Annotated in this window: 19 protein-coding genes; 9 read left to right on the top strand and 10 right to left on the bottom strand. The window is 67.3% G+C overall.

Annotated features, from left to right (window positions below):
* Window positions 1–3: 3 nt before the first annotated feature.
* From GGQ89_RS07325 to GGQ89_RS07315, 3 genes are all read right to left on the bottom strand, one after another.
* Window positions 4–966: a glycoside hydrolase family protein gene (locus GGQ89_RS07325; protein ID WP_184105260.1), complete on the bottom strand. Its 963-nt coding sequence runs from the start codon at window positions 964–966 to the stop codon at window positions 4–6.
* Window positions 963–1,730 carry an SDR family oxidoreductase gene (locus GGQ89_RS07320; protein WP_237243546.1) on the bottom strand — a complete coding sequence of 256 codons (768 nt, stop codon included), beginning with the start codon at window positions 1,728–1,730 and terminating at the stop codon, window positions 963–965. The genes GGQ89_RS07325 and GGQ89_RS07320 overlap by 4 nt, the downstream gene beginning before the upstream one ends.
* An 82-nt stretch (window positions 1,731–1,812) precedes the next feature.
* Window positions 1,813–3,297: an MFS transporter gene (locus tag GGQ89_RS07315; RefSeq protein WP_076715407.1), complete on the bottom strand. Its 1,485-nt coding sequence runs from the start codon at window positions 3,295–3,297 to the stop codon at window positions 1,813–1,815.
* 295 nt (window positions 3,298–3,592) lie between these two features.
* Here GGQ89_RS07315 and GGQ89_RS07310 point away from each other — a divergent pair, with 295 nt between their 5' ends.
* The 6 genes from GGQ89_RS07310 (at window position 3,593) to map (ending at window position 9,736) form a co-directional block, all read left to right on the top strand.
* A complete protein-coding gene (locus GGQ89_RS07310) occupies window positions 3,593–4,612 on the top strand; it encodes an alpha/beta fold hydrolase (RefSeq protein ID WP_184105259.1) in 1,020 nt (339 codons plus the stop codon).
* A 220-nt stretch (window positions 4,613–4,832) separates the two neighbouring features.
* Window positions 4,833–5,987: a Na+/H+ antiporter NhaA gene (gene nhaA, locus GGQ89_RS07305; protein ID WP_240456449.1), complete on the top strand. Its 1,155-nt coding sequence runs from the start codon at window positions 4,833–4,835 to the stop codon at window positions 5,985–5,987.
* A 3-nt stretch (window positions 5,988–5,990) separates the two neighbouring features.
* Window positions 5,991–8,156: a S9 family peptidase gene (locus tag GGQ89_RS07300; RefSeq protein WP_244955766.1), complete on the top strand. Its 2,166-nt coding sequence runs from the start codon at window positions 5,991–5,993 to the stop codon at window positions 8,154–8,156.
* Window positions 8,157–8,360: 204 nt separating this feature from the next.
* On the top strand, window positions 8,361–8,720 hold the full coding sequence (locus tag GGQ89_RS07295) for a YbaN family protein (protein ID WP_184105257.1): 360 nt from the start codon (window positions 8,361–8,363) through the stop codon (window positions 8,718–8,720).
* A gap of 43 nt (window positions 8,721–8,763) precedes the next feature.
* Window positions 8,764–8,970 (top strand): ParD-like family protein, encoded by a 207-nt coding sequence (locus GGQ89_RS07290; RefSeq protein WP_184105256.1) that lies wholly within the window; start codon window positions 8,764–8,766, stop codon window positions 8,968–8,970.
* Between the two features lies 1 nt (window position 8,971).
* Window positions 8,972–9,736: a type I methionyl aminopeptidase gene (map, locus tag GGQ89_RS07285; RefSeq protein WP_184105255.1), complete on the top strand. Its 765-nt coding sequence runs from the start codon at window positions 8,972–8,974 to the stop codon at window positions 9,734–9,736.
* A 170-nt stretch (window positions 9,737–9,906) separates the two neighbouring features.
* Here map and GGQ89_RS07280 read toward each other — a convergent pair whose 3' ends face one another.
* The 7 genes from GGQ89_RS07280 to GGQ89_RS07250 form a co-directional block, all read right to left on the bottom strand.
* On the bottom strand, window positions 9,907–10,590 hold the full coding sequence (locus tag GGQ89_RS07280) for a response regulator transcription factor (RefSeq protein WP_184105254.1): 684 nt from the start codon (window positions 10,588–10,590) through the stop codon (window positions 9,907–9,909).
* Entirely contained in the window at window positions 10,590–13,271 is a 2,682-nt protein-coding gene (locus tag GGQ89_RS07275) for a sensor histidine kinase (RefSeq protein WP_184105253.1), read from the bottom strand. Before GGQ89_RS07275 ends, GGQ89_RS07280 begins: the two co-directional genes overlap by 1 nt.
* A complete protein-coding gene (kdpC, locus tag GGQ89_RS07270) occupies window positions 13,268–13,840 on the bottom strand; it encodes a potassium-transporting ATPase subunit KdpC (protein ID WP_184105252.1) in 573 nt (190 codons plus the stop codon). Before kdpC ends, GGQ89_RS07275 begins: the two co-directional genes overlap by 4 nt.
* A 130-nt stretch (window positions 13,841–13,970) precedes the next feature.
* Window positions 13,971–16,007, bottom strand: coding sequence for a potassium-transporting ATPase subunit KdpB (kdpB, locus tag GGQ89_RS07265; protein WP_184105251.1), 2,037 nt, complete (start codon window positions 16,005–16,007; stop codon window positions 13,971–13,973).
* A gap of 15 nt (window positions 16,008–16,022) precedes the next feature.
* Window positions 16,023–17,726, bottom strand: coding sequence for a potassium-transporting ATPase subunit KdpA (gene kdpA, locus GGQ89_RS07260; RefSeq protein ID WP_184105250.1), 1,704 nt, complete (start codon window positions 17,724–17,726; stop codon window positions 16,023–16,025).
* A 13-nt stretch (window positions 17,727–17,739) separates the two neighbouring features.
* The gene (gene kdpF, locus GGQ89_RS07255) at window positions 17,740–17,829 is read right to left on the bottom strand and encodes a K(+)-transporting ATPase subunit F (RefSeq protein ID WP_037531783.1); all 90 of its coding nucleotides are present in this window, start codon (window positions 17,827–17,829) and stop codon (window positions 17,740–17,742) included.
* Window positions 17,830–17,938: 109 nt separating this feature from the next.
* Window positions 17,939–18,787 carry a TorF family putative porin gene (locus GGQ89_RS07250; protein ID WP_184105249.1) on the bottom strand — a complete coding sequence of 283 codons (849 nt, stop codon included), beginning with the start codon at window positions 18,785–18,787 and terminating at the stop codon, window positions 17,939–17,941.
* 313 nt (window positions 18,788–19,100) lie between these two features.
* On the opposite strand from GGQ89_RS07250, the gene GGQ89_RS07245 reads away from it, so the two are divergent.
* The 3 genes from GGQ89_RS07245 to GGQ89_RS07235 all read left to right on the top strand — a co-directional run bounded on the left by GGQ89_RS07245 (window position 19,101) and on the right by GGQ89_RS07235 (window position 24,276).
* Window positions 19,101–21,149: a phosphocholine-specific phospholipase C gene (locus GGQ89_RS07245; RefSeq protein WP_184105248.1), complete on the top strand. Its 2,049-nt coding sequence runs from the start codon at window positions 19,101–19,103 to the stop codon at window positions 21,147–21,149.
* Window positions 21,150–21,232: 83 nt separating this feature from the next.
* Window positions 21,233–23,590: a glycoside hydrolase family 31 protein gene (locus GGQ89_RS07240; RefSeq protein ID WP_221238886.1), complete on the top strand. Its 2,358-nt coding sequence runs from the start codon at window positions 21,233–21,235 to the stop codon at window positions 23,588–23,590.
* A 107-nt stretch (window positions 23,591–23,697) separates the two neighbouring features.
* Window positions 23,698–24,276, top strand: a complete 579-nt coding sequence (locus GGQ89_RS07235) for a carbohydrate binding domain-containing protein (RefSeq protein ID WP_184105247.1) — start codon at window positions 23,698–23,700, stop codon at window positions 24,274–24,276.
* The last annotated feature ends 124 nt before the right edge of the window (window positions 24,277–24,400 follow it).

Raw genomic sequence — 24,400 nt, 5'->3', positions numbered from 1 at the left:
GGCTCAGCTGCGCCGGATCAGCGCTCGCGACAATCGCCGGTCCTCGAGCGAATAATAGAGCCAGATACCATCCTCCGCGACCACGACCGAGGCGGCGAAGGCGATGTCGGTCGCGCCGCGATCATCGGCGGGCGGCGGCAGGATCAGCGGCTCGATCCCGCGCGCGACGACGCGGGTATAATGCTCGTCGAAGGCGACCCAGCCGATCCGCCAGCGCGCATCGCGGGTCGCGCCGTTATAGAACATCACTGGGCAGCTCTTGTCGTCGGTCAGCAACGGGCCGGTCGACAGATGCCAGTCGTCCCAGCTCTTCTCTCGCGGCATGAAGGGCGTGGGCTGCTCGGTCCATGGCCCCGCCACATCCTCGCCGATCGCCAGGCCGATGCGCGATGCCTCGTCCGCGGCATATTCGTAGAACAGCCGCCAGCGCCCGTCCGCCGTCCGGTCGACCGTCGCCTCCTTGGTATTGCCTTCCGACTTGGAGGATGCGAGCGCGACGCCGCTCTTCTCCAGCCGGTCGATCGACGGCCCGGCGGCATAGGACAGCTCGCCATGCGCGTGATCGGCCAGCACGCCGGAATAATAGACGATATAACCATCGTCGGTACGCACGACCGTCGGGTCCTCGACCCCGCCCGCGTCATGCTCGCCCGGCCCCGGCGCGATGGACGGCGTGTCGAGCATCCTGAAATGCCGCCCGTCCTCGCTCCACCCGGCCCAGATCACGCCCGTATCGGTCAGCGTCTCGCCCTGCGGCACGACGGCGCGGACCATCATGCCCCAGCGGCCATCGGCCTCGCGCCAGACATAGGGGCTCATCAGGTCGCGGGCCATCAGCGCGGGCGGGCCGTCGAGCGTCACCTCCTCGATACGCTTCACGTTGAAGTCCAAATCGAGCGGCGCATCGGCCACCTGGTCCTTGCGATGAGGATCGGCGATCGAGCTGTTCACATCGGCCCCCGTCATGCGCCGAGCGCCTGCATCAGCGACAGGCCGCCGTCGATGACGATACGCGCGCCGGTGATGTAGCGTGCCTTGTCGGAGGCGAGGAAGACGGCGAGGTCCGCGACCTCCGACGCCTTGCCCGCGCGGCCCATCGGGATGTTCTTCTCCAGGCTGGCGCGATAGGCCGGATCGGCCTGCGCCTTGGCGTTCATCGGGGTCAGGATCATGCCCGGCTCGATCGCGTTCACCCGGACCCCGCGCGGTGCCTCCTCGATGGCCAGCGTCTCGACCAGCGTGGTCAGCCCGCCCTTGGCCGCGCAATAATCCGCACCGCCCGCGCGCACCGCATAGGCGTGGATCGACGAAATCTGCAGGATCGTCGCATCGCCCTTCGCCTCGCCCCGCCCGGTCAGGAAGCGGCGCGAGGTCAGGAAGGCACCGGTCAGGTCGGTGTCGATCATCCGCTGCCAATGCGCCAGCGTCATGTCGCGGACGGCAACGCCCGCCATGTTGACCCCGGCGGAATTGACCAGCACGTCGGCCGCGCCCCACGCCTTCTCGACGGTTGCAAAGGCTTGGTCGACCGAGGCTTCGTCATCGACGCCGACCTGCACCGTCATCGCCTCGCCGCCTGCCTTGCGCACCGCCTCGGCGGAAATATCGGCGGCGCCCTGATCGCTGTGGAACAGGATCGCGACCCTGGCCCCGGTCGCGCCGAAAGCCTCGGCACAGGCCGCGCCGATCCCGGACTCGGCTCCCGTCACGATTACCGTCTGCGCTGCCACCGGCCTTCTCCTATATGGGATGAACGCCGGTAACGATTTCTATGCTGGATCGTTGCTGAACGGGAATGACATTAAAAATCCGTCATTCATCGCTATCCCCATGTCCATGATGCCCGCTCATCGCCGCACCCGCATCGGGGGCGAAGCGCCGGTTCCAGATGACCGCCGAGGCCGAGATGATCGCCACCACGATGAACGCCGCCGAAAAGCTGTTCAGCGTCGGCCCGCCCTTCCCCTCGACCAGCGAACCCAGCTCCAGCACGGTCGCGGCGGTGCAGATGCCCAGCGACAGGGTCAGCTGCTGGAAGGTCGCGTAGAAGCTGGTCGCGGCACTCATCCGGTCCTTGTCCACATCGGCATAGGCGATCGCGTTGAAGCCCGTGAACTGGAACGAGGTGAAGAAGCCCGACAGCGCCAGGATGAAGGTGATGAGCGGGATCGACCAGTCGGGGCGGAAGAACGCGCAGGTCGCATAGCCAGCACTGCTTGCCAAACCCGACACGATCAGGCTGCGGCGAAAGCCCCAGCGGCGCAGGACGCGCGGCGCGAGCGCCTTCATCGCCAGCGCACCGACCGCACCCGCCATGGTGATCGTTCCCGTCTTGGCGGCACTGAGGCCGAAGCCGAGCTGGAACATCAGCGGCAGCAGAAAGGGCTGCGCCCCCTGCGTGATCCGGGTCAGCGAACCGCCGATCACCGACAGGCGAAAGGTCGGCACCCGCATCAGCGTCGGGTCGAGGATCGGGTCGGTCGTATGCCGCGCATGGCGGATGTAGAGCCATCCGAAGACCGCGCCGATCACCAACAGGCCAAGCGCGACCAGGCCGGTGCCGGGGCGGCTGGCCAGTTCGAACCCGAACAACAGGCAGCCGAGCGAGATGCCCGACAGGAAGAAGCCCGACACGTCGAACCGCAAGCGCGCATCACCGCGCACCTCGGGCACCAGCATCCACGCACCGATCATGCCGATGATGCCGATGGGAATGTTGAGATAGAAGATCCAGCGCCAGTCGAGCCACGTCACGATGAACCCGCCCAGCGGCGGCCCCAGGATCGGCCCGATCAGCGCGGGCATGACCAGCCAGGACAGCGCCTGCACCATGTCCGCCTTGGCGACGCTGCGCAGCAGGACCAGCCGTCCGACCGGCACCATCATCGCGCCGCCAATGCCTTGCAGGAAACGCGCGGCGACCAAAGTCGGCAGCGACCCAGACTGCGCGCACAGGATCGATCCCAGCAGGAACACCCCGATCGCCGAGCAGAAGATGGTGCGCGACCCGAATTTGTCGGCCAGCGTCCCGCTGGCGGGAATGAACAGCGCCAGCGCGAGCAGATAGCTGGTCAGCGCCAGGCTGAGGCTGGTGGCGGGGGTCGCCAGATCGCGCGCCATGGTGGGAAGCGCGACGGTCAGGACGGTGCCGTCGAGTTGCTGCATGAACAGCGCGGAGGCGACGACGAGCGCGATGACACGGTAGCCACGGGTCTGCACCGGCTCTTCCGAACGGGGGGCGCCGCTGGTCACCGCCTCGACACCGGGGGCCAGCCCATCATTCACATCCGCACTCATCGAAGCCAGGTTACGCCGTCGCCACCGCATGTCATTCCATTCGTCAATCGCGCACCCCCAATGTCCTAAAACGCGATAGCGCCCCCTGCGATCAAGGCCCGTGACGAAGTTTTGCCCATGCTGGCCAATATTTTCGCATTCCTCGCCTTGCAGGGGAGGAATGAACTCTTCTGCCATTCTCATACGCCACCTGCCCCGCCCGCCGCCCGGATTGCCTCGATCGCCAGGACAGGAACGGAACGGCGCCAAATCACCCGAGTTTGGAAACGGTCCACGCAAAGGGTCCTGTCCGCCGATGCCGACGATCACCACCGACCATCTTTCCATCGCCTGCGACCTGTACGGATCGGAGGAGTCGCCCGTCGTCCTGCTGCTCCATGGCTGGCCCGACGATGCGACCACCTGGGACCGAGTCGCGCCGCGTCTGGCACAGGCGGGCCTGCGCGTCGTCGTGCCCACCCTGCGCGGGTTCGGGGCGACGCGGTTCCGCCATGACCACACGCCCCGCACCGGCGACAGCGCGATCCTGGCGCTGGATGCGATCGCGCTGATGGATGCGCTGGGCATCGATCGGTTCATGGTCGCGGGCCATGACTGGGGCAGCAACATCGCCGAGGCGCTGGCCGTGGGCTGGCCCGAACGAGTACGCAGGCTGGCGATGCTCAGCACGCCGCCGCGCCTGGGGGGCATGCCGACCCCGTCCTTCGATCAGGCGCAGCGGCAATGGTATCACTGGTTCATGGCCACCCGGCGCGGCGCACAGGCGGTGCGCGACGACCGGCACGGCTTTGCCCATATCCACTGGATCAACTGGTCGCCGCCCGGCTGGTTCGACGAGACGACGTTCAACCGCGTCGCGAAGTCCTTCGACAATCCCGACTGGCCTGCCGTGACGATCCACAGCTATCGCGCTCGCTGGGACGAGGCGCAGCCCGACCCGCGCGGGACATGGCTGGCCGACCGGGTAAAGGCGACGAAGACGCTGGCGCTGCCGACGCTCTATTTGCACGGAGGAGTCGACGGGGTGAACCCGCCCTCCACGGCGCGCGATGTGCCGGGCAAGTTCAGCGGGCCGTTCAAGATGGTCGAATTGCCCGGCGTCGGCCATTTCCCGCAGCGCGAGAATCCCGGGGCGGTGACGCGGCACCTGATCGAGCTGTTCGTCGAGGCCGAGGAGGATCAGGGTCATTGGAAGATCGCGGCCGGGGTCGCGGCAGCAGGGCTGTTGGCGGCGGCGATTGGCTTCGCCTGCACACGGCGCGGGGAGGACGAACAATCCTCCCCGGAACAGGGAGGTGGCAGCGCGGAGCGCTGACGGAGGGGTGCTTCCCCATGGGACGCCCCTAGCGGCACGCCCCCTCCACCAGCTTCGCTGGTCCCCCTCCCCGTACCGGGGAGGATTAATCTTGCCCCACTCCCTGCGTCATGCGACATCGCTCCCCAGGGTGTTCGTGGACAAGTCACGGGCAGGATGATCGTTGGTCGGGCCGCCAGCGAGGATCAGTCCTGCCGGAGCCATGGCCATGTCACACCCGATGCGCATCAGCGCGATCCGTCGTTTCCTCGACTCCCAGACCTCGGCCGGACTGGTGCTGATGGCCGCCGCCGCCGTCGCGCTGGTCCTCGCCAATTCGCCGCTTGCCGCCGGATATGCCGGACTGCTTCACCGGCATTGGGGACCGCTGTCTGTCGAGCATTGGATCAATGACGGCCTGATGGCGGTGTTCTTCCTGCTGGTCGGGCTGGAGATCAAGCGCGAGGTGCTGGACGGGCAACTGTCCACCTGGCCGCGCCGTATCCTGCCGGGACTGGCCGCGCTGGGGGGCATGGTGGTGCCCGCGCTGATCTATCTCGCCTTCAATCGCGGCGGCACCGCGTCCGGCTGGGCGATCCCGGCGGCGACCGACATCGCCTTTGCGCTGGCCGTCATCCGGCTGGTCGGCGACCGGGTTCCGGCATCGCTGCGCGTCTTTCTGGCGGCGCTGGCGATCATCGACGATCTGGGCGCGGTCGCGGTGATCGCGGCCTTTTACTCCTCGTCGCTATCGCTGGTCGATCTGGGCGGCGCGGCCGCGATGCTGGCGTTGCTGGTGGCGTTCAACCGGATGGGCATGAAGCGGCTGTCGCCCTATCTTCTCGTCGGGCTGGTCCTGTGGGTCTTCATGATCCGGTCAGGCATCCACGCCACCATCGCGGGCGTCCTGCTGGCCTTCACCATCCCGATGACCCGTACCCCGGCCCGCCCCGATTGCGAGGACGATACGCGCGACAGCCCGCTTCACCGGCTGGAACATGCGCTGCACAAGCCGGTCGGTTTCCTGATCGTGCCGATCTTCGGGCTGGCCAATGCCGGAGTGCCGGTGCTGGGATTGCCGGTGAGCGCCTTTGCCGCGCCGGTCACGCTGGGTGTCGGGCTGGGGCTGTTGCTCGGCAAGGTCGTCGGCGTGTTCGGCATGACGATGCTGGCGGTGCGCATCGGAGTCGCCGACGCACCCGCCCATGCCACGACGACCCAGATACTGGGCACCGCGCTCCTCTGCGGCATCGGCTTTACGATGAGCATCTTCATCACACTGCTCGCCTTTCCCGGCGATCCGCTGCTCCAGGCGGAGGCCAAGCTGGGGGTGCTGGCGGGATCGCTGGTGGCGGGGCTGCTCGGTTACGGGCTTCTGCGCCGGGCCGCCCGATGACGCTTGCGTGAGCCGAGCCGGACCGCCATCCTGCCGACTTCGGAACGAGGGGGCACGGCGATGCGGTGGCTGGCGGCAACGGGTTTGATGGCGCTGGCAAGCCCGGCGATGGCGCAACAAATGACGCCGCCGGTCGCGGCCAAGAAGCCGTATCAGGTCCCCTCGCCCCATGGCGCGCGGGAGGATGAATATTATTGGCTGCGCGACGATACTCGGAAGAACCCGGAGATGCTCGCCTATCTGAACGCCGAGAACGCCTATGCCGATGCGCAACTGGCCGCGCTGAAACCGCTTGAGGCGAAACTCTATGCAGAGACGGTCGCCCATATCAAACAGGATGACAGCAGCGTTCCGTACCGCAAGAACGGATATTGGTATTCGTCGCGCTTCGCGACCGGTGCCGACTATCCGCTGATCGAACGCCGCCAGGGCAGCGCCACCGCCCCTGCCACCATTTTGTTCGATCAGCCCGCCATGGCGAAGGGCCATAATTTCTTCGCGCTGTCCGACTGGGCGGTCAGCCCCGACAACAGGCTGGTCGCCTGGGCCGAGGACACGGTCGGGCGGCGGCAATATGTGCTGAAGGTCAAGGATATCGCGACCGGGCGCATTTACGAAGACACGATCACGAATATCGAGCCGAACATCGTCTGGGCGGCGGACAATCGCACCATCCTCTACATCGCCAAGGACCCCACGACGCTGCGCGGCTATCGTGCGATGGCCCATGTGCTGGGCACGCCGGTCAGCGCCGACCGGATGCTGTACGAGGAGAAGGACGATAGCTTCAGCATCGGCGTCGGCCGGACGACCGACGACCGCTATATCTGTATCGGCGTCCAGAGCACGGTCAGCGACGAGCAACGCTGTGCCCCCGCCGCCCGGCCGACCGCCTTCACCGTGATCGCACCGCGTGAGCGCGAGTTCCGCTATAGCGCCGACCATCTGGGTCATCGCTGGATCATCCGCACCAATCGCGGCGCGAAGAACTACAAGCTGGTGACGCTGGCCGATGCCGACATGGCCAGGGGGGCCGCCGCCTGGCGCGACCTGGTGCCCGGCAGCGACGCCGTGTTCATCGAGGCGTTCAAGCCGTTCAACGGCTTCGTCGCCATCGACCAGCGCGAGGGCGGCAACCGCATGATCCGCCTGCTGACCGATGCGGGCAAGTCCGTGCCCGTCAAGGCGGACGAGCCCGCCTATCGCATGGGCCTGTCCACCAACGAAGAGCCGGACACGCTTTGGGTCCGCTATACCTATGGCTCGCTCGTCACGCCGACCACGACCTATGAGATCAACGCCCGCACCGGCGAGCGCCGGACGCTGAAGGTGACGCCGGTCCCCGGCTATGACCCGTCGCTCTATGTCACCGAACGGGTCTGGGCGCCGGCCCGCGACGGGACGCGCATCCCGGTGTCGATCGTCTATCGCAAGGGCGTGAAGCGCGACGGCACCGCGCCGCTCTTCCAATATGCCTATGGCAGTTACGGCATCTCGACCGATCCGGGGGTCGATGCGGGGCGGATCGGGTTGCTCGATCGGGGCGTGGTCTATGCCATCGCGCATATCCGCGGCGGGCAGGAAATGGGGCGCGGCTGGTATGATGACGGCCATCTGCTCAACAAGAAGAACAGCTTCACCGACTTTATCGACGTGACCCGCTATCTGGTCGCGCAGAAATATGCCGCGCCCGGCCGGGTGGCGGCGATGGGCGGCAGCGCGGGCGGGCTGTTGATGGGCGGCGTCGCGAACATGGCGCCGCAGGATTACAAGCTGATCATCGCGCAGGTGCCGTTCGTCGATGTGGTCACGACGATGCTCGACGCCTCGATCCCGCTGACGACCTTCGAATATGACGAATGGGGCAATCCGGCGAACAAGCCCTATTACGACTATATGCTCAGCTACTCGCCCTACGACAATGTCGCAGGCAAAGCCTATCCGGCGCTCTATGTCGGCACCGGCCTGTGGGACAGCCAGGTGCAATATTACGAGCCCGCCAAATGGGTCGCCCGGCTGCGCGCGAAGAAGACCGATACCAATCCGCTGCTGTTCCGGGTCAACATGGAGGCCGGGCATGGCGGCAAGTCGGGACGGTTCGAGCGGATACGGCAGAATGCGGAGTGGCAGGCGTTCATGCTGTCGCAGCTGGGGGTGGCTGGTTCGTAATTTCCGAGGTTTCAGCCCTTGCGGCCTGCCCTCCCCCAGCCCCTCCCGCCTGCGGGAGGGGAGTAAGAAGAGCATTTGTTCGCCACGTGCCGCGCCAGGCTCCCCTCCCGCAGGCGGGAGGGGGTGGGGGAGGGAAAGGCCCCAAGCGAAGTCGCTGGTGGTGAGGCCCTTCCCCCCACCCCCACACCCCGCTACGCATCACATATGATACGGCTCGGCTGGCTCATCCTGGGGTGCCTGTTCGTCGCGCTAGGCGTGATCGGCGCGATCCTGCCGCTGATGCCGACGACGATCTTCCTGATCCTGGCGGCAGGCTGTTTCGCGCGCTCTTCGCCCCGGCTGGAGGCGTGGTTACTCGACCATCCCCGCTTCGGCCCGACCCTGCGCGCATGGCGGCAGGACGGCGCGATCGGTCGCCGGGGCAAGGCCATGGCGTGCGGCGGAATGACGCTGGGCTATGGCCTGTTCCTGCTGGGGGCACGCCCGCACTGGCCGTTGGCGCTGCTGGTCGCCGCCGTCATGGCGGGCTGCGCAGTCTTTGTCCTGACCCGGCCGACCGCCTGATCCGGCTTGCACAATCAATATACGGACCATATACGCTTCATATATGGGTATCGTAAAAATCGACGACCAGCTTCACGAAGAAATCCGCCGCACCAGTACGGTCATGTGCCGCTCGATCAACGCGCAGGCGGAATTCTGGATGAAGATGGGCATGCTGGCCGAGGCCAATCCGACGCTGACCTTCCACGAGATCGTGAAGGCGCAGATGGCCGCCGCCGATTTCCCCCTGCCGCAACCGCTGGTCGCCTGACATGGTGAAGACGGCAGAGGAACTGGCGCTGATGCGCGTCTCCGGGCGCTTGCTGGCGCAGGTGTTCGAGATGCTCGACGGGGTGAGCCTGTCCGGCATGTCGACGCTGGCGATCAACGATCTGGTCGAGCGTTACATCACCCACGACCTGTCCGCGCGGCCCGCGAGCAAGGGGCAGTACGGCTTTGCCTATGTGCTCAACAGCTCGATCAACCAGGTCGTCTGCCACGGCGTACCGAGCGCCGATGACGTGATCACGGACGGCGACATCGTCAATCTGGACATCACGTTGGAAAAGAACGGCTTCATCGCGGATTCGAGCAAGACCTATATGGTCGGCGAGGTGTCGCCGGGCGCGAGGCGGCTGGTCCGCGTGACTCAGGAAGCGATGTGGAAAGGCATCCGCCAGGTGCGCCCCGGCGCGCGACTGGGCGATGTCGGCGCGGCGATCGAGAAACATGCCAAGGCGAACGGCTATTCGGTGGTCCGCGACTATTGCGGCCACGGCATCGGGCGCGAGATGCACGAGGCCCCGGACGTGATGCATTTCGGGCGTCCGGGCACGGGCGTGCCGCTGCGCGAAGGCATGACCTTCACCATCGAGCCGATGATCAACCAGGGCACGCGCAAGGTGTCGACCAGCGACGATGGCTGGACGGTGTTGACCGATGACGGAAAGCTGTCGGCGCAGTTCGAGCATACCGTCGCGGTGACGAAGACCGGGGTCGAGGTGCTGACCCTGCGGACGGGCGAGAAGATAGGCTGAATCCGTTCCCCGGCGGAGGCCGGGGCCCAGTTTCGGTGACGCATGAGGCGCGCGGGGCGATGCGTGGGAGGCCTATGCCGAGCGCTCGCTATGGCCTCCCCCGCATTGTCTCGCGCGCTTCGACTTTCGTGGCGACTGGGCCCCGGCCTTCGCCGGGGAACGAGGCGTACTTACCCCTCCACCCGCAACCGATACCCCACACCCAGTTCGTTCGCGATGACACTCCCGACCGGCTGTGGCGCCTCCAGCTTCTGGCGCAGGTTGCGCACCACGATGCGCAGATAATCGATACGCGGGTCCTCATCCCCGCCCCAGGCGGCGTCGATGATCTTGTCATGCGTCACCACCCGGCCGGGATGGCGCGCCAGCACGGCCAGCACGTCATATTCCTTGCGCGTCAGATGCTGTTCCTCGCCACCCCGCGTCACGATGCGCCGGTCGAGATCGATCGCCAGATCGCCGGTCTTCACCACACTCGGCACCGCCTCTGCCGCACGTCGGTGCCGCAACGCCACGCGCAACCGCGCCAGCAATTCGTCTGTGTCGAACGGCTTGGTGACATAATCGTCCGCGCCCAAGTCGAGCGCGGCGACCTTCTCCTCGGTCGCCTCGCGCGCCGAGACGACCAGGATCACCCGTTCCGCCCCGCGCAACAGCGGGATCAGGCTCAGCCCGTCACGGTCGGGCAGCCCCAGGTCGAGCAGCACCGCGTCGGGATGGTCCGCCGCCGCGCGCGCCAGCGCCTCGCGTCCGTCGCGCGCCTCGACCACCAGATGCCCCGCCTGCTCCAGCGTGTTGCGCAGCAGGCGACGGATCGCAACTTCATCATCCACCACTAGGATCGTCGCGGGCATCAGGCCATTCCCTCCGGCGCCCCATCACACATGATAAGGTCGCGCATGATATGGTCGCGCGGGAAGCAGAGCGCGAAGGCCGCGCCCTCGCCATCCTCGCGGTTGCCCGCCTCTACGCCCAGACCCATGGCCTCGGCAAAGGCCTTGACGATGGCGAGGCCGAGACCCGTGCCGCCCGCGACCCGGTCCGAGCCTTCCAGCCGCCGGAACGTCTCGAACACTTCCGCTTCACGGCCGGGCGGCAGGCCGGGGCCATGGTCGAGGACCGACAGACGCAAGGTGCCGTGGCGGTGCCGCCCCTCGATCACGATCTCGGTCCCCGGATCTCCATAGCGCCCGGCATTGTCGAGCAGGTTGAGCAGGCAGTGATGCAGCAGTTGTGGATCGGCACGGACCAAAGGCAGATCGGGCGGCACGTCGAGACGTACCGAATGCCCCTCCAGCGCGCGGCGGGCATCATGCGCAGCGCCGGTCACGGCATCGCTCAGGTCGATCGCCTCGATCTTCAGCTTGAGCGCCCCCGCCTCGACCCGCGCCATGTCGAGCAGATTGGCGACGAAGCGATTGAGCCGCGCCGCCTCCCCCTCGATGGTCGAAATCAGCTCGGGCGTTGCGCCCTGCCGCAGTTGTGCCGCGGCGGCCATCACGGCGGTCAGCGGCGTGCGCAGATCATGGCTGACCGAAGACAACAGTGCCGCCCGGAGCCGGTCGCGGGTACGCACCGCATCGACGTCGCGCACTTCCGCCTCCAGCCGCAGCCGTTCGAGGATCAGCGCGGCCTGGTCGATCAATCCGGTCAACAACGGCAGGCGGTCGGCCCGCACCGGCTCGCCCCCGGCCTCCCGCGCCAGCCCCAACACGGCGAGCGTCCGGTTGCCCGCCTTCAACGGCTGGAACAGCCATTCGGACGCGGCCAGCGTCGCCGAGCCCTTGCCCGCGGGCGTGCCGGTGTCGAATGCCCAGTGGGCGGCGGCCATCTCCATGGTCTCCAGCCGGTAATCGGGTTTGGTCGCCGCCTGTACCGCCAGCCCGGCGGGCGACGGGGTGAGCAACACCGCCTGCACGTCGAACAGCCTGGCGATGTCTTCGCAAATGACACGCGACGCCTCGGCCGGGTCGGCCATACCACTCAGGCGGTGGAGGAAGCCAGCCAGAGTCGCATTGTCCCGCGCACTCGCCGCTGCGAGGTCGGCCTGCGCCCGCACGCGCGAGGTCAACTGGCTGGTCGCGACGGCGACGCCCAGCAGGACGAAGATCGAGATGACGTTTTCGGGATTGCTGACGCTCAGCGTGCCGACAGGGGGCAGGAAGAAGAAGTTGTAGGCCAGGCTCGACGCCAATCCCGCGAACAAGCCCGTGCGCAGGCCATAAAGGCTCGCCGCCGCCATGACCGGCAACAGATAGAGCAAAGCGACATTGCCGAGGTTCAGGATGTGGAACAGCGCGCTCGCCAGCGCTGTCACCGCCGCCACACCGAGCAGCGTCAGCCCATAGCCGATGGGTGAGCCCCATTGCCCGCGCCGTCGGGTCCGCTCGCGCTCGACCGGGGCCTCACCAACCGGCAGGACATGGACGGTGACGCCCGGCGTCTCGCGCACCAGCCGGTCAACGACCGAGCCATGGCGCAGCTCGAACCAGCGCGAGCGCTTGGCCTTGCCGACGACCAGCTGCGTGGCGCGGGCGTCGGTAAGGAAGGCGCGGATACCCTCGACCACGCTGGGCGCGGGCACGGTCGCCACCGCCGCGCCCAGCTGTGTCGCCAGCGTCATGGTCGCGGCCAGCCGCCGATGCTGCGCCTCGCCCAACGTCGCGGTGCGCGGCGTGTCGATGAACAAGGCGGTCCAGGGCGCGCGGAGCGCATCCGCCGCGCGCTTGGCGGCGCGGACCAGTTCGTCGGCACCGGGCAGTTCACTGACCGCGACGACCAGCCGCTCGCCCGCCGCCCATTGTCCGCCGACACCCAGCGACCGGACATGGTCGAGCATCTGCGCATCGACCGCCTGCGCCGCCCTTCGCAGCGCTAGTTCGCGCAAGGCCGACAGGTTGGACTTCGAGAAGAAATGCGACAGCGCGCGCGTCGCTTCCTGCGGCAGATAGACCTTGCCCGCCTTCAACCGCTCGATCAGTTCGTCGGGGGGAATGTCGACCACCTCGATCTCGGCGGCCTCCAATATGCGGTCGGGCACCGTCTCGCGCACGCGGACGCGGGTGAAGCTGGCAACGACGTCGTTCAGGCTCTCGACGTGCTGGATGTTGACGGTGGAATAGACGTCGATCCCTGCCGCCAACAGCTCCTCGACATCCTGATAGCGTTTGGGATGGCGGCTGCCCGGCGCATTGGTGTGCGCCAGTTCGTCGACCAGCGCGAGACGCGGCGCGCGGGCGAGCACCGCGTCGATGTCCATCTCATGCAGCGTCCGCCCCTCATAGGGTACGGCGCGGCGGGGCATCACCTCCTGCCCCCGGACCAGCGCCTCGGTCTCGACGCGGCCATGGGTTTCGACCACCGCGACGACGACGTCGACGCCGTCGCGGCGGCGGGCGGCGCCCTCAGACAGCATCTCGAACGTCTTGCCGACGCCGGGTGCTGCCCCCAGGAAGATTTTCAGGCGGCCGCGCCCCTCGCGCTCGGCGGCGCGCAGCAGGGCATCGGGGTCGGGGCGCGGCTCGCCTCCCGTCATCGCTTGGAAGCGGCGTCCAGTGCGCGATTGAGGGCGAGGACGTTGACATGCGGGTCACCCAGCACCGAGTCCTCGGTCTTCGCGACGACCAGCGCGCGAACCTGCTCGTCACCCAGGCCCCGGACGCGGGCGATGCGGGCGGCCTGTGCCAGCGCAGCTTCGGGCGACAGATCGGGGTCCAGGCCCGAACCGCTGGTGGTGACGAGGTCGGCGGGAACCGGCCCCATCACACCCTCGGCACGACGCTTGGCGACATCGGCCTTCACCCGATCGGCCAGTGCCTGCGAGGTCGGCCCCAGGTTGGAACCCGACGAGGCCAGCCCGTCATAGCCCTTGCCCGCCGCTGAAGGACGGGTCTGGAAATAGCGATCGCTGACGAACGCCTGACCGACGACCTCGGAGCCGATTACGCGCGCCCCCACGCGCACCAAACTGCCATTCGCCTGATGCGGGAAGATCGCCTGTCCGATGCCGGTCATCGCCAGAGGATAGACCAAGCCGAGCAGGATCGCGAACAGGATCGTCATGACGATCGCGGGCCGAAATGCGGAGGTAATGTCCGTGTTCATGATATTTCCTTCTTCAAGCCCCTCCCCCTCAGGGGAGCGGTAGGGGGTGGGGCGTTCCCACAAGTGCTTCGTTCGCGGCGACGCCCCACCCCAACCCCTCCCCTGAAGGGGAGGGGCTGTTATCCTCAACTCACGCGAGGCCGAGGCCACCGACCACAAGGTCGATGATCTTGATGCCGACGAACGGCGCGATCAGGCCGCCCAGGCCATAGACGGCGAGGTTGCGGGCGAGCAGCGGCCCCGCCCCCATTGGCTTGTAGGCGACGCCCTTCAGCGCCAGCGGCACGAGCAGCGGGATGATCAGCGCGTTGAAGATGATGGCGCTCAGGATCGCCGATTGCGGCGTCGCCAGACCCATGACGTTCAGCACGCCGAGCCCCGGATAGAGCGCCACGAACATCGCCGGGATGATCGCGAAATATTTCGCCACGTCATTGGCGACCGAGAAGGTCGTCAGCGCGCCGCGCGTCATCAGCAACTGCTTGCCGAGGCCGACGACCTCGATCAGCTTGGTCGGATCGCTATCCAGATCGACCATGTTACCCGCTTCGCGCGCGGCCTGGGTGCCGGTGTTCATCGCGACGCCGACATCCGCCTGCGCCAGGGCCGGCGCATCGTTGGTGCCGTCGCCGCACATCGCGACCAGCTTGCCGCCCTGCTGTTCCTTGCGGATCAGCGCCAGCTTGTCCTCCGGCGTCGCCTGGGCGAGGAAGTCGTCCACGCCCGCCTCGGCCGCGATGGCGGCGGCGGTCAGGGGGTTGTCGCCGGTGATCATCACCGTGCGGATGCCCATGCGACGCAGTTCGCCGAAGCGTTCGCGAATGCCCGCCTTGACCACATCCTTCAGGAAGATGGCGCCGAGCAAGCGACCATTCTCCGCCACCGCCAGCGGCGTGCCGCCCGCCCGCGCGATCTCGTCGGTGATGCGGCGCAGCTGGGTCGCCGCCGCCGTCTCACCCACGCCCGGATGGGCGCGCAGGATCGAGTCGACCGCGCCCTTCTGGATCAGCCGATCACCGATCCTCACGCCCGAGATGCGGGTCTGGGCGGTGAAGGGGATGATCTCGGCATCGGCAGGCAGGCTGGCGACCGACACCTTGAACTGCTCGCGCGCCAGGACGACGATCGAGCGGCCTTCGGGCGTCTCGTCGGCGAGGCTGGCCATCAGCGCGGCTTCGGCGAGCGCATCGACATCCGAGCCACCGACGGCGCGGAACTCGCTCGCCTGACGGTCGCCGATGGTGATGGTGCCCGTCTTGTCGAGCAGCAGCACGTCGACGTCGCCCGCCGCCTCGACCGCACGGCCCGACTTGGCGAGCACATTGAAGCGGACGAGCCGGTCCATGCCCGCGATACCGATCGCCGACAGCAACGCCGCGATGGTCGTCGGGATCAGCGTGATCAGCAGCGCCGCCAGGATCGCCACCGGGATGCTGCCGCCCGCGAAGGAGGCAAAGCCCGGAATGGTGCCGACCGCGATCAGGAAGATGATGGTCAGGCCGACGAGCAATATGGTCAGCGCCACCTCGTTCGGCGTCTTCTGCCGTTCGGCCCCCTCGACCAGCGCGATCATGCGGTCGAGGAAACCCTGGCCCGGATTGACCGTCACCTTGACGCGGATTTCGTCCGAGATGACGCGCGTGCCCGCCGTCACCGCCGAACGGTCGCCGCCCGCCTCGCGGATGACGGGTGCGCTCTCGCCGGTGATCGCGGCTTCGTTGACGCTCGCAACACCCGCGACGACTTCGCCGTCCGAGGGGATCAGGTCGCCGGTCTCGACCAGCACCACGTCGCCGATCTTCAGCGCGCTGGCGGGGACATTCTCCCACTCATGGCCAGCGCCCTTCAACCGCTTGGCGGTCAGTTCGGCCTTGGCGGCGCGAAGCGAGGCCGCCTGCGCCTTGCCGCGCCCTTCCGCCAGGGCTTCGGCAAAGGTGCCGAACAACACGGTCAGCCACAGCCAGACGACCAGTTGCAGCTTGAAGCCGGTGGTCAGCCCGTCATGCCCGACGACGAGCAGGACGGTCAGGAGCGCGGCGACCACCGCGGTCACGAACATCACCGGATTGCGGATCAATTCGCGTGGGGAAAGTTTGACGAACGAGGCCTTGATCGCCGGGAGCACCAGCTCGGCGGTGAACAGGCTCTTGGTAGGGGAATTGGCCACGACTGGCGCTCCCGATCAGAAGAGTTGACCGCGGATCATCGCGAGATGATCGGCGATGGGACCAAGGGCGAGGCTCGGCAGGAAGGTCAGGCCGCCCAGCACCAGCACGATGCCGACGAGCAGACCGACCCACAGCACACCCGTGGTCGGGAAGGACCCGGCCGATGCGGGGACATGCTTTTTCGCGGCAAGGCTTCCGGCAATGGCGAGCATCGGCACGATGATGAAGAAGCGGCCCACCCACATGGCGACGCCCAGCAGGCCGTCATACCAGGGGGTCGCGGCGGTCAGGCCACCAAAGGCCGAACCGTTGTTCGCCACCGCACTGGTGAAGGCATAGAGGATCTCGCCGAAACCATGCGGTCCCTTGTTGAGCGGCCCCGCCAGCCCCTGCCCCGTCACGCAGGACAGCGCGGTCATCCCCAGGACGAACAGCGGCAGCACGGCGATGGCGAGGACGGCGAGCTTGACCTCACGGCTCTCGATCTTCTTGCCGACATATTCGGGCGTGCGACCGACCATGAGCCCTGCGACGAACACGGCCAGGATGGCGAACAGCAGGAAGCCGTAGATGCCAGCGCCGACGCCGCCGATGACGACCTCGCCCAGCTGCATGTTGAACAGCGGGATCATGCCGCCCAGCGCGGTGAAGCTGTCATGCATCGCATTGACCGCGCCGCACGACGCCGCCGTGGTGACGGCCGCGAACAGGGCGGAAGCAGCGACGCCGAAGCGTACCTCCTTGCCCTCCATGTTTCCGCCCGCGACGCCCAGCTGGTGCAGCACGGGGTTGCCCGCCGCTTCCGCCCAGTAACAGACGGCCGCGCCGCCCAGGAACAGCAGGATCATGGCCGACAGGATCGCCCAGCCCTGACGCGTATTGCCGACCGCCTTGCCGAAGCACCAGGTCAGGCCGAAGCCGATGACGAAGATCGACAGCATCTGGACGAAATTGACCAGCGCGGTCGGGTTCTCGAACGGATGCGCGCTGTTGGCATTGAAGAAGCCGCCACCATTGGTGCCGAGCATCTTGATCGCTTCCTGGCTGGCCACCGGGCCGAGCAGGATCGACTGGCGCACGCCCTCCAGCGTGTCGATGTTGACGACACCGGCCATGGTCTGCGGCACGCCGCTGGCGATCAGGAACAGGGTATAGACGACGCAGATCGGCAGCAGCAGGTACAGGGTGATCCGCGTGACATCGGCCCAGAAATTGCCGAGATGCTTCGTCTCGCGCCCCGCGAAACCCCGGAACAGCGCAAAGGCCAGCGCGATGCCGGTCGCCGCCGACAGGAAGTTGTGGATGGTCAGGCCGAGCATCTGGGACAGGTTCGACATGGTCGACTCGCCGCCATAGCTCTGCCAGTTGGTGTTGGTGGTGAAGCTGATCGCGGTGTTGAACGCCAGATGCGGGGTCAGCCCGGCCAGCCCCTGCGGATTGCCGGGCAGGTAGAATTGCAGGCGCAGCACCGCATAGGTGAAGACCATCAACGCGACGTTGAAGATCAGCATGTGCAGCGCATAGCGGCGCCAGCCCTGCTGCGCGTTCGGGTCGATGCCCGCCATCTTGTAGAAACCGCGCTCGACCGGACCGAGCACGACATGCAGGGGCGTGCGCCGCCCTTCATAGAGCGCGAACAGCCACGCGCCGACCGGTTTGGTCAGTGCGAGCAGGATCGCGACGAAGCCCAGGATCAGGGCCCATCCTTGAAGCGTCATAATGCCGCCCCCTTCAGAAGCGTTCGGGGCGGATCAGCACCGCCACCAGATAGACGAGAAGGCCGAGCGCGGTCAGCGCCGCCAGCCAGAGGTCGAGGGTCATGGCTCAGCCCTCCTCACGCATGGTCGCACAGGCGGGCATAGGCGAGCGTCGCCGCCACCAGCCCCGCCATGACCAGCAACCAGATCAGATCGTCCATGTGCGATGCTCCTCAGAAACCGGCGGTGAGGGTGGCGAGGAAGGTGCTGCCCGCGATATTGCCGGTGCCGTCCTGACCCTTGCTGAAGCTCGGCCGGAGATAGGCAGCCTTGCGGTTGGAAATGTCGGTGTCGACCCAGGCCAGACCCAGCGTCAGGTTGTGCCAGCTCGTGTCCGCGCCCAGCGACCAGTCCCAATAGTCGCCGGTCGGCGTCGGCGCGGTGGCGTTGGGGCCAAGGCCGTCCATGCCCCAGCTATGGCCGATATGCGCCTTGGCGGTGAACGGCGTGCCGGAGATCGCCGCCGCGCCGTCGCCCCAGACATAGAGATTGTCGCTCTTGGCGCCGGGACGGTCATAGACACCCGCCGCCGCACTGGCACCGTTGTTATACCACTTGCCGATCGCCTGCTGCTTCGGCGCATAGGCGATACCGGCGGTCAGCGAAACCGGGCCGGTCGTGCCCGACAGCTTGGCGAAGGGCTCGGCATAGTCGGTCTTGTTCGCGCCGCCTGGATACATGTACCAGGTCAGCCCGACGTCCAGCGTGCCGGTCGGGCTGATCTTCGTCTTGTAGCCGCCGATCAGGTCCAGCTCCATGTTCGCGCCGCCGAAGGTTCCCCACCCCGCCAGGTTCGACGCCCAGGTGCCGACATAGACGCCGCTCTCATGGGTCGCCGTGATGCCCGCCTGCACCGCCATATGCTCGTCCGACTGCGAAATGCCGCGCAGGCGATAGTCGGAGACGATCGCGGCCGATCCGCTGACGGTGACGGGCGGCGACGCGGTCTCGGCGGTCTGCGCCGATGCGGCGGCCGGAAGCACGAACAGCGCCGTGGCGGCGCAAAAGGTGATGGTCTTCATATATGCCCCTATGGACAGGCCGCCGGGATGAGTGGGCGACCTCCAGGGCCAAGCAATTAGGCCCGAGGGGCGTAGCAATTCGAGGGCGATCCCCCGGTTTCGCATATAGACGGCATATAGTGACTTCTCACATTCCTCCCCTGCAAGGGGAGGGGGACCAGCGAAGCTGGTGGAGGGGTGTCACCGGTCGCGAGGGTGGCGAAACTTCACCAAGCGGGACACCCCTCCGACGCGCTGCGCGCGCCACCTCCCCTTGCAGGGGAGGAAGAGAACGGCGTCACCAAAACGTCAACGATCTCGGCCATGGCGGGACATGGTCACCTTCTCCCGTCGTTCCCTGCTCTCCGCCGGTGCCGCCCTGACCGGTGCCGCCGCCCTGCCCCCCGCGATCGCCCGCGCCGCCGCCATCGCACCCGACCGGCGGACCGGCACGATCCGCGACGTCGAGCATGTCGTCATCCTGATGCAGGAAAATCGCGGCTTCGATCATTATTTCGGCACGATGCGCGGCGTGCGTGGGTTCGGGGACCGCTTTCCCATCCCGGTGGCGTCATCGGACGGCGAACCCCGCAGCGTCTGGCAGCAACTGGACCGCAAGGCCGAAGGCGGCCCCCGCCTCGTCTCGCCCTTCCACCTCGACACCGACAAAGAGTTCGCCCTGATGCGCATGGAGGGCACGCCGCATAGCTGGCCCGATGCGCAGGCCGCCTGGGACGAGGGCCGCATGGCGCACTGGCCCGAAGCCAAGCACCAGCGCGCCATGGGTCATTATGCCCGTGCCGACCTGCCCTTCCAGTTCGCGCTGGCCGAGGCCTTCACCCTCTGCGACGCCTATCACTGCGCGGTGCAGACGGGGACCAATACCAACCGGCTGTTCCTGTGGACCGGCACCAACGACCCTGGCGGCCAGGCGGGCGGCCCGGCGATCGGCAATTCGCATGACAGCTTCGTCGAGAATGGCGGTGCGGCCGATCCTTATCGCTGGACCACCGTGCCGGAACGGATGCAGGCGGCGGGGATCGACTGGCGCATCTATCAGGACATGGCCGACAATTTCACCGACAACCCGCTGGTCGGCTTCCACACCTATCGCGAGGCGTATCATGGGCGCGGCGATCCGGCGCTGAAGGACCGGGCGCTGACCACGCGCGGGCTGGACGCGTTGAAGGCCGATGTGCTGGCCGGGCGCTTGCCACAGGTGTCCTATGTCATCGCCACCGCCGGCGGGTCGGAGCATCCCAACCCCTCCAGTCCGGCGCAGGGCGCGGCCTATACCGCCGAACTGCTCGACGCGCTGACCGCCGATCCGAAGGTGTGGGCACGCACCGCGCTGTTCGTGATGTTCGACGAGAATGACGGCTTTTTCGACCATGTCCCGCCGCCCGCCCCGCCGTCGCGCGGGCCCGATGGCAAAGCGCTGGGCGGGTCGACGGTCGATCTGGCGGGGGCCTATCATGACATGGCCTCGACCGGAGACGCGGATGTCGACAAGCCCGCCTATCGCGGCCGCCCCTATGGCATGGGCCCGCGTGTGCCCATGTATGTCGTCTCGCCCTGGAGCCGGGGCGGCTGGGTCAATTCGGAAGCGTTCGACCACAGCAGCGTCATCCGCTTTCTAGAGACACGTTTCGGCTTTCACGAACCCAATATCGCGCCCTGGCGGCGCGCGGTGTGCGGCGACCTGACCAGCGCGTTCGACTTTGCCGGGAGCGATACCGCGACGCCCAGCCTGCCCGATCCGCGCGAGCAGGCGGTGCGCGCCGCCGCGATTAAGGGGCAGGTCAGCCCGCAAGCTCCCGCCTCGCCCGGTGCGCCTGCCCAGGAACCCGGTATCCGCCGCGCCCGTCCCCTGCCCTATCGCCTCGACGTGCAACGGATCGCCGATCCGGCGAACGTTCGCCTGCGCTTCCGGGCGGAGGGCGCGGGGGCGGTCTTCCATGTCTATGACCGGCACGCGCTCGACCGGGTGCCGCGCCGCTATGTGCTGGCCGCAGGCACGCAGATCGAGGATGTCTGGCCGACCGCCCATGACCTGTGGGTGCTCGGCCCGAACGGCTTCCACCGTCATTTTGCCGGACGTGATGGAATGGCCAATGTACAGCACGTCGTCGGCGACGATGGCCTGATCCTGACCGTCCCGCCCGGCCTGGACGATCTGTCGATCCTCCGCCTCGAACCCGGCAAGGCGCCGCCCTCACCCCGCCCGCTGGGGCCCGGTCGCCACCGCTGGTCGCTCGACGCCGATCTCGGCTGGTACGATGTGACGCTCACCCGCGCCGGCGACCCGCATTATCGCCTGCGGCTGGCCGGACGCCATGACCGGCCCGGCCGTGCAACGGTCAGCGATCCGTTCCGCGCCTGACCTCCATTTCCTCTTCCCCGCCCGATGGAGCAGCGATAGGGTAGCGATCACACAAATGATTTGCGTTATTGGGGGGATGTTACATGCGGGGCAAAGCGCGCGCCACGGTGTCCGGCGGTCGTTGGCGGTGGGCCTGCGCCGCATCTGCGCTGCTCGCGGGCGTCGCCCCTGTCGCCTTGGCGGCCGATCCGATTGCCACCGTCGAGCGTAACGGCGCGCTCGTCTCGGTCGAGCCCTATGCCCCCGGCATCGTCCGCGTCACCATCGCCACCGACCGCGCCGAGGCAGAAGCCAAGCCCGGCTATGGCCTGGTCGCCAAAAGCGACGCGAACGGCTGGTCGCACCGTGCCGATGCCGGTGGGGACGTCTTCATCTCGTCCAGCATGACCGTCACCGTCGCCGCCCAGCCCTGGCCGAAGCCGCCCAGCCAGATGGAGCGCTATTTCGCGCCGTCGCTGCCCCCCGTGTCGATCAGCTTTGCCGGTGCAGACGGCAAGATGCTGACCCGGATGAACGGCTGGGAGAAGGCGCCGCACACCGTCTCGGACGAAAAGACCTTCCGCGTCGGCGCCAGCTTTTCCGACACGCCCGACACCCATTATTACGGCCTGGGCCAATATCAGGACGGCGTTCTCGACCTTCGCGGCCGGACGATCGACTGCCGCCATGACTATGACCGCCCCGGCGGCGAGTCGGTCTGCGTGCCGTTCATGGTGACGGACAAGGGCTATGCGATCCTGTGGGACAATCCGTCCGCGACCACCGTCTCGCCGGGCCTGCTGAACGCCACGAAGTTCGCCTCCAATGTCGGCGAGCGGGTGTCCTTCTTCGTGATCGCAGGGCGCACCACCGACGAGCTGTATGCCGGTTACGCCCGCCTGACCGGTGCGACGCCGCTGCCGCCCAAGGCCGCTTTCGGCCTGATTCAGAGCAAGGCGCGCTACGAGACACAAGGCCAGCTGACCGAGATCGCCGACGGCTATCGCAAGCGCGGCCTGCCGCTCGACATCATGGTGCTCGACTGGTTTTACTGGACGCGGATGGGGCAGTTGGACATCGACCGCACCGCCTTCCCCGATCCGGCGGGCATGAACGCGCATCTCAAGTCGATGGGGATGCAGAGCATCATCAGCATCTGGCCACGTTTCGAGCGCGAGAGCCGCTGGTTCGACGCGCTGGCCGCCAAGGGCTGGCTGATGAAGGACAAGGACGGCAATCCCGTCGACGGCCTGCCGATCCGCTCCGACCGCGCGGGCGCGCTGATCGACAGCACCAATCCGGAGGCACGCGCCTGGTTCTGGGGCAAGATCCGCGACAATATCTTTTCCCAGGGCTTCGACTATGCCTGGCTGGACGAGACCGAGCCGGACCTGGTGCCCGAGGGGCATTTCTATGCCATCGGGTCGGGCGATCGCTATCGCAACGTCTATCCACTGCTCCATACGTCCAGCGTCGCCGAAGGATCGGCGCGTGATCGGCCGGACAAGCGCAACCTGATCCTGTGCCGCGCCGCCTATCTGGGCACGCAGGCCAATGGCTGCCTGTTCTGGTCGTCGGACGTGCAGTCCAACTGGGAAGCGCTGCGTCGGCAGGTGCCCGCAGGCCTGGGTATGACGGCCAGCGGCATCGCATACTGGTCGAGCGATACGGGCGGCTGGCAATGGCCCAACGGGCCGGAGGCGCGAGCGCAGGTGCTGGTCGACCCGGCAGGCGCGACCGCGATGGCGCCGTCCTATCGCGACTATCCGGAGCTGTTCGTCCGCTGGTTCCAGTATAACGCCTTCACGCCCACGCTGCGCATCCATGGCCAGCGGCCGGGCACCGCGCTGTGGGACTATGGCACCGCCGCCGAGCCCATTCTCGCGAACACCCTACGCCTGCGTTACGCGCTGATGCCCTATCTCTACGCACTGGGGCGGCAGACCAGCCAGACCGGCGCGCCCTTCATGCGCGCGCTGTTCATGGACTTCCCCAACGATCCGGCGGTGAAGGATCTGGGCGACGAATATATGTTCGGCCCCGCCTTCCTGGTCGCGCCCGTCACCGAACAGGGCCAGACGTCGCGTCGGGTCTATCTGCCCTCGGGCACGGACTGGTATGACTGGTGGACCGACAAGCGTTACACCGGCGGCCAGTGGATCGAGGCGGCGGCCCCGATCGACCATATTCCGCTGTTCGTGCGAGCAGGCTCGATCGTGCCGATGGGCGTGTCCGTGCCCAGCACCGCGACCGCGCAAAACCTGGAGAGCATCCGCGTCTATCCGGGCCGCGATGCCAGCTTCACCCTCTATGACGATGACGGAACCACCAACGCCTGGCGCAAGACGGGCGGACGCAGCGCGACATTGCGCTGGGACGATAGCGCCCGCCGCCTGACCGCCAGCGGTCGCCTGCCCACGGGCCAGTCGGTCGAGCCCCTGGTCAAGATCGTCGGACAGTAAGATCGAGCCCGGCTCCCCCTAGGGGGCCGGGCTTTTCCTAACCCATCGGATACAATCGTTTTTGTGGACGGACCGGACAAACCGGCCGAAAGAGGAGGAGAAGGATCATGATCGGATGTGTGGCGCTGCTGATCGCGGCCCTGCCAGCGGGAGCGGGCGTCCAGGCGGCCCCCAGCGCGGCGGCTCAGCCCAGTATCTTCGACAAGGCGGTCAACGCGCCCGGCATCGGCTGGGCCCCCTATGGCCCCAACCAGACCGCCAGGCAGGTCCCCGCCCCCGAGGTTCCCGGCGGCAATGCCGTGCAGATCAAGGTCAGCAAGGCGGGCGCTAATCCCTGGGACAGCGGTGCGGCCTATCCCACGATCAAGCCGATCGCGGCGGGCGACACGATGCTGGTCATGGTCTTCCTACGCGCGCCGGGCGCCACCGACGCCGCGCCGGTGACGATCCCCGTCGGCGCGGGCGGCTCCGAGGCGCCCTATACTCCGATCGCGACCGAGCCGGTGCAGGTCGGGCCGAGCTGGAAGCGTTATTATGTCTCGGGCGTAGCGACCCAGGCCTATGCGGCGGGCAAGGCGAACATCTCGGTGCAGTTGGCCGGGGCCAAGCAGGTGATCGAGGTAGGACCGGCGTTCCTGATCGACCTGGGGCCGGGGTTCGACCGGTCGAAGCTGCCGCGCAACTGATCAGGTGGTCGGGCGGCGCGCGTACGCCCCGACCCACTCCCGCTCCTCACCCCGTTCGCACTGAGCGAAGTCGAAGTGCACGTCCCGGACGCGCCTCTTGGCGGATGTGCTCCTTTGGCCTTCG

The sequence above is a fragment of the Sphingomonas yabuuchiae genome (assembly GCF_014199595.1).
GTDB classification, from domain to species: Bacteria; Pseudomonadota; Alphaproteobacteria; order Sphingomonadales; family Sphingomonadaceae; genus Sphingomonas; species Sphingomonas yabuuchiae.
This window is presented reverse-complemented; position numbering and strand designations above follow the sequence as displayed.

Bases quoted from the DNA above. Each gene is read 5' to 3' on its own strand.
- kdpC (WP_184105252.1), bottom strand. From the start codon at position 13,840: ATGAACACGGACATTACCTCCGCATTTCGGCCCGCGATCGTCATGACG.
- GGQ89_RS07275 (WP_184105253.1), bottom strand. From the start codon at position 13,271: ATGACGGGAGGCGAGCCGCGCCCCGACCCCGATGCCCTGCTGCGCGCC.
- GGQ89_RS07280 (WP_184105254.1), bottom strand. From the start codon at position 10,590: ATGCCCGCGACGATCCTAGTGGTGGATGATGAAGTTGCGATCCGTCGC.
- GGQ89_RS07235 (WP_184105247.1), top strand. From the start codon at position 23,698: ATGATCGGATGTGTGGCGCTGCTGATCGCGGCCCTGCCAGCGGGAGCG.
- GGQ89_RS07250 (WP_184105249.1), bottom strand. From the start codon at position 18,787: ATGAAGACCATCACCTTTTGCGCCGCCACGGCGCTGTTCGTGCTTCCG.
- GGQ89_RS07310 (WP_184105259.1), top strand. From the start codon at position 3,593: ATGCCGACGATCACCACCGACCATCTTTCCATCGCCTGCGACCTGTAC.
- kdpF (WP_037531783.1), bottom strand. From the start codon at position 17,829: ATGACCCTCGACCTCTGGCTGGCGGCGCTGACCGCGCTCGGCCTTCTC.
- kdpA (WP_184105250.1), bottom strand. From the start codon at position 17,726: ATGACGCTTCAAGGATGGGCCCTGATCCTGGGCTTCGTCGCGATCCTG.
- GGQ89_RS07240 (WP_221238886.1), top strand. From the start codon at position 21,233: ATGCGGGGCAAAGCGCGCGCCACGGTGTCCGGCGGTCGTTGGCGGTGG.
- GGQ89_RS07290 (WP_184105256.1), top strand. From the start codon at position 8,764: ATGGGTATCGTAAAAATCGACGACCAGCTTCACGAAGAAATCCGCCGC.
- map (WP_184105255.1), top strand. From the start codon at position 8,972: ATGGTGAAGACGGCAGAGGAACTGGCGCTGATGCGCGTCTCCGGGCGC.
- GGQ89_RS07315 (WP_076715407.1), bottom strand. From the start codon at position 3,297: ATGAGTGCGGATGTGAATGATGGGCTGGCCCCCGGTGTCGAGGCGGTG.
- GGQ89_RS07295 (WP_184105257.1), top strand. From the start codon at position 8,361: ATGATACGGCTCGGCTGGCTCATCCTGGGGTGCCTGTTCGTCGCGCTA.
- GGQ89_RS07245 (WP_184105248.1), top strand. From the start codon at position 19,101: ATGGTCACCTTCTCCCGTCGTTCCCTGCTCTCCGCCGGTGCCGCCCTG.
- nhaA (WP_240456449.1), top strand. From the start codon at position 4,833: ATGCGCATCAGCGCGATCCGTCGTTTCCTCGACTCCCAGACCTCGGCC.
- GGQ89_RS07325 (WP_184105260.1), bottom strand. From the start codon at position 966: ATGACGGGGGCCGATGTGAACAGCTCGATCGCCGATCCTCATCGCAAG.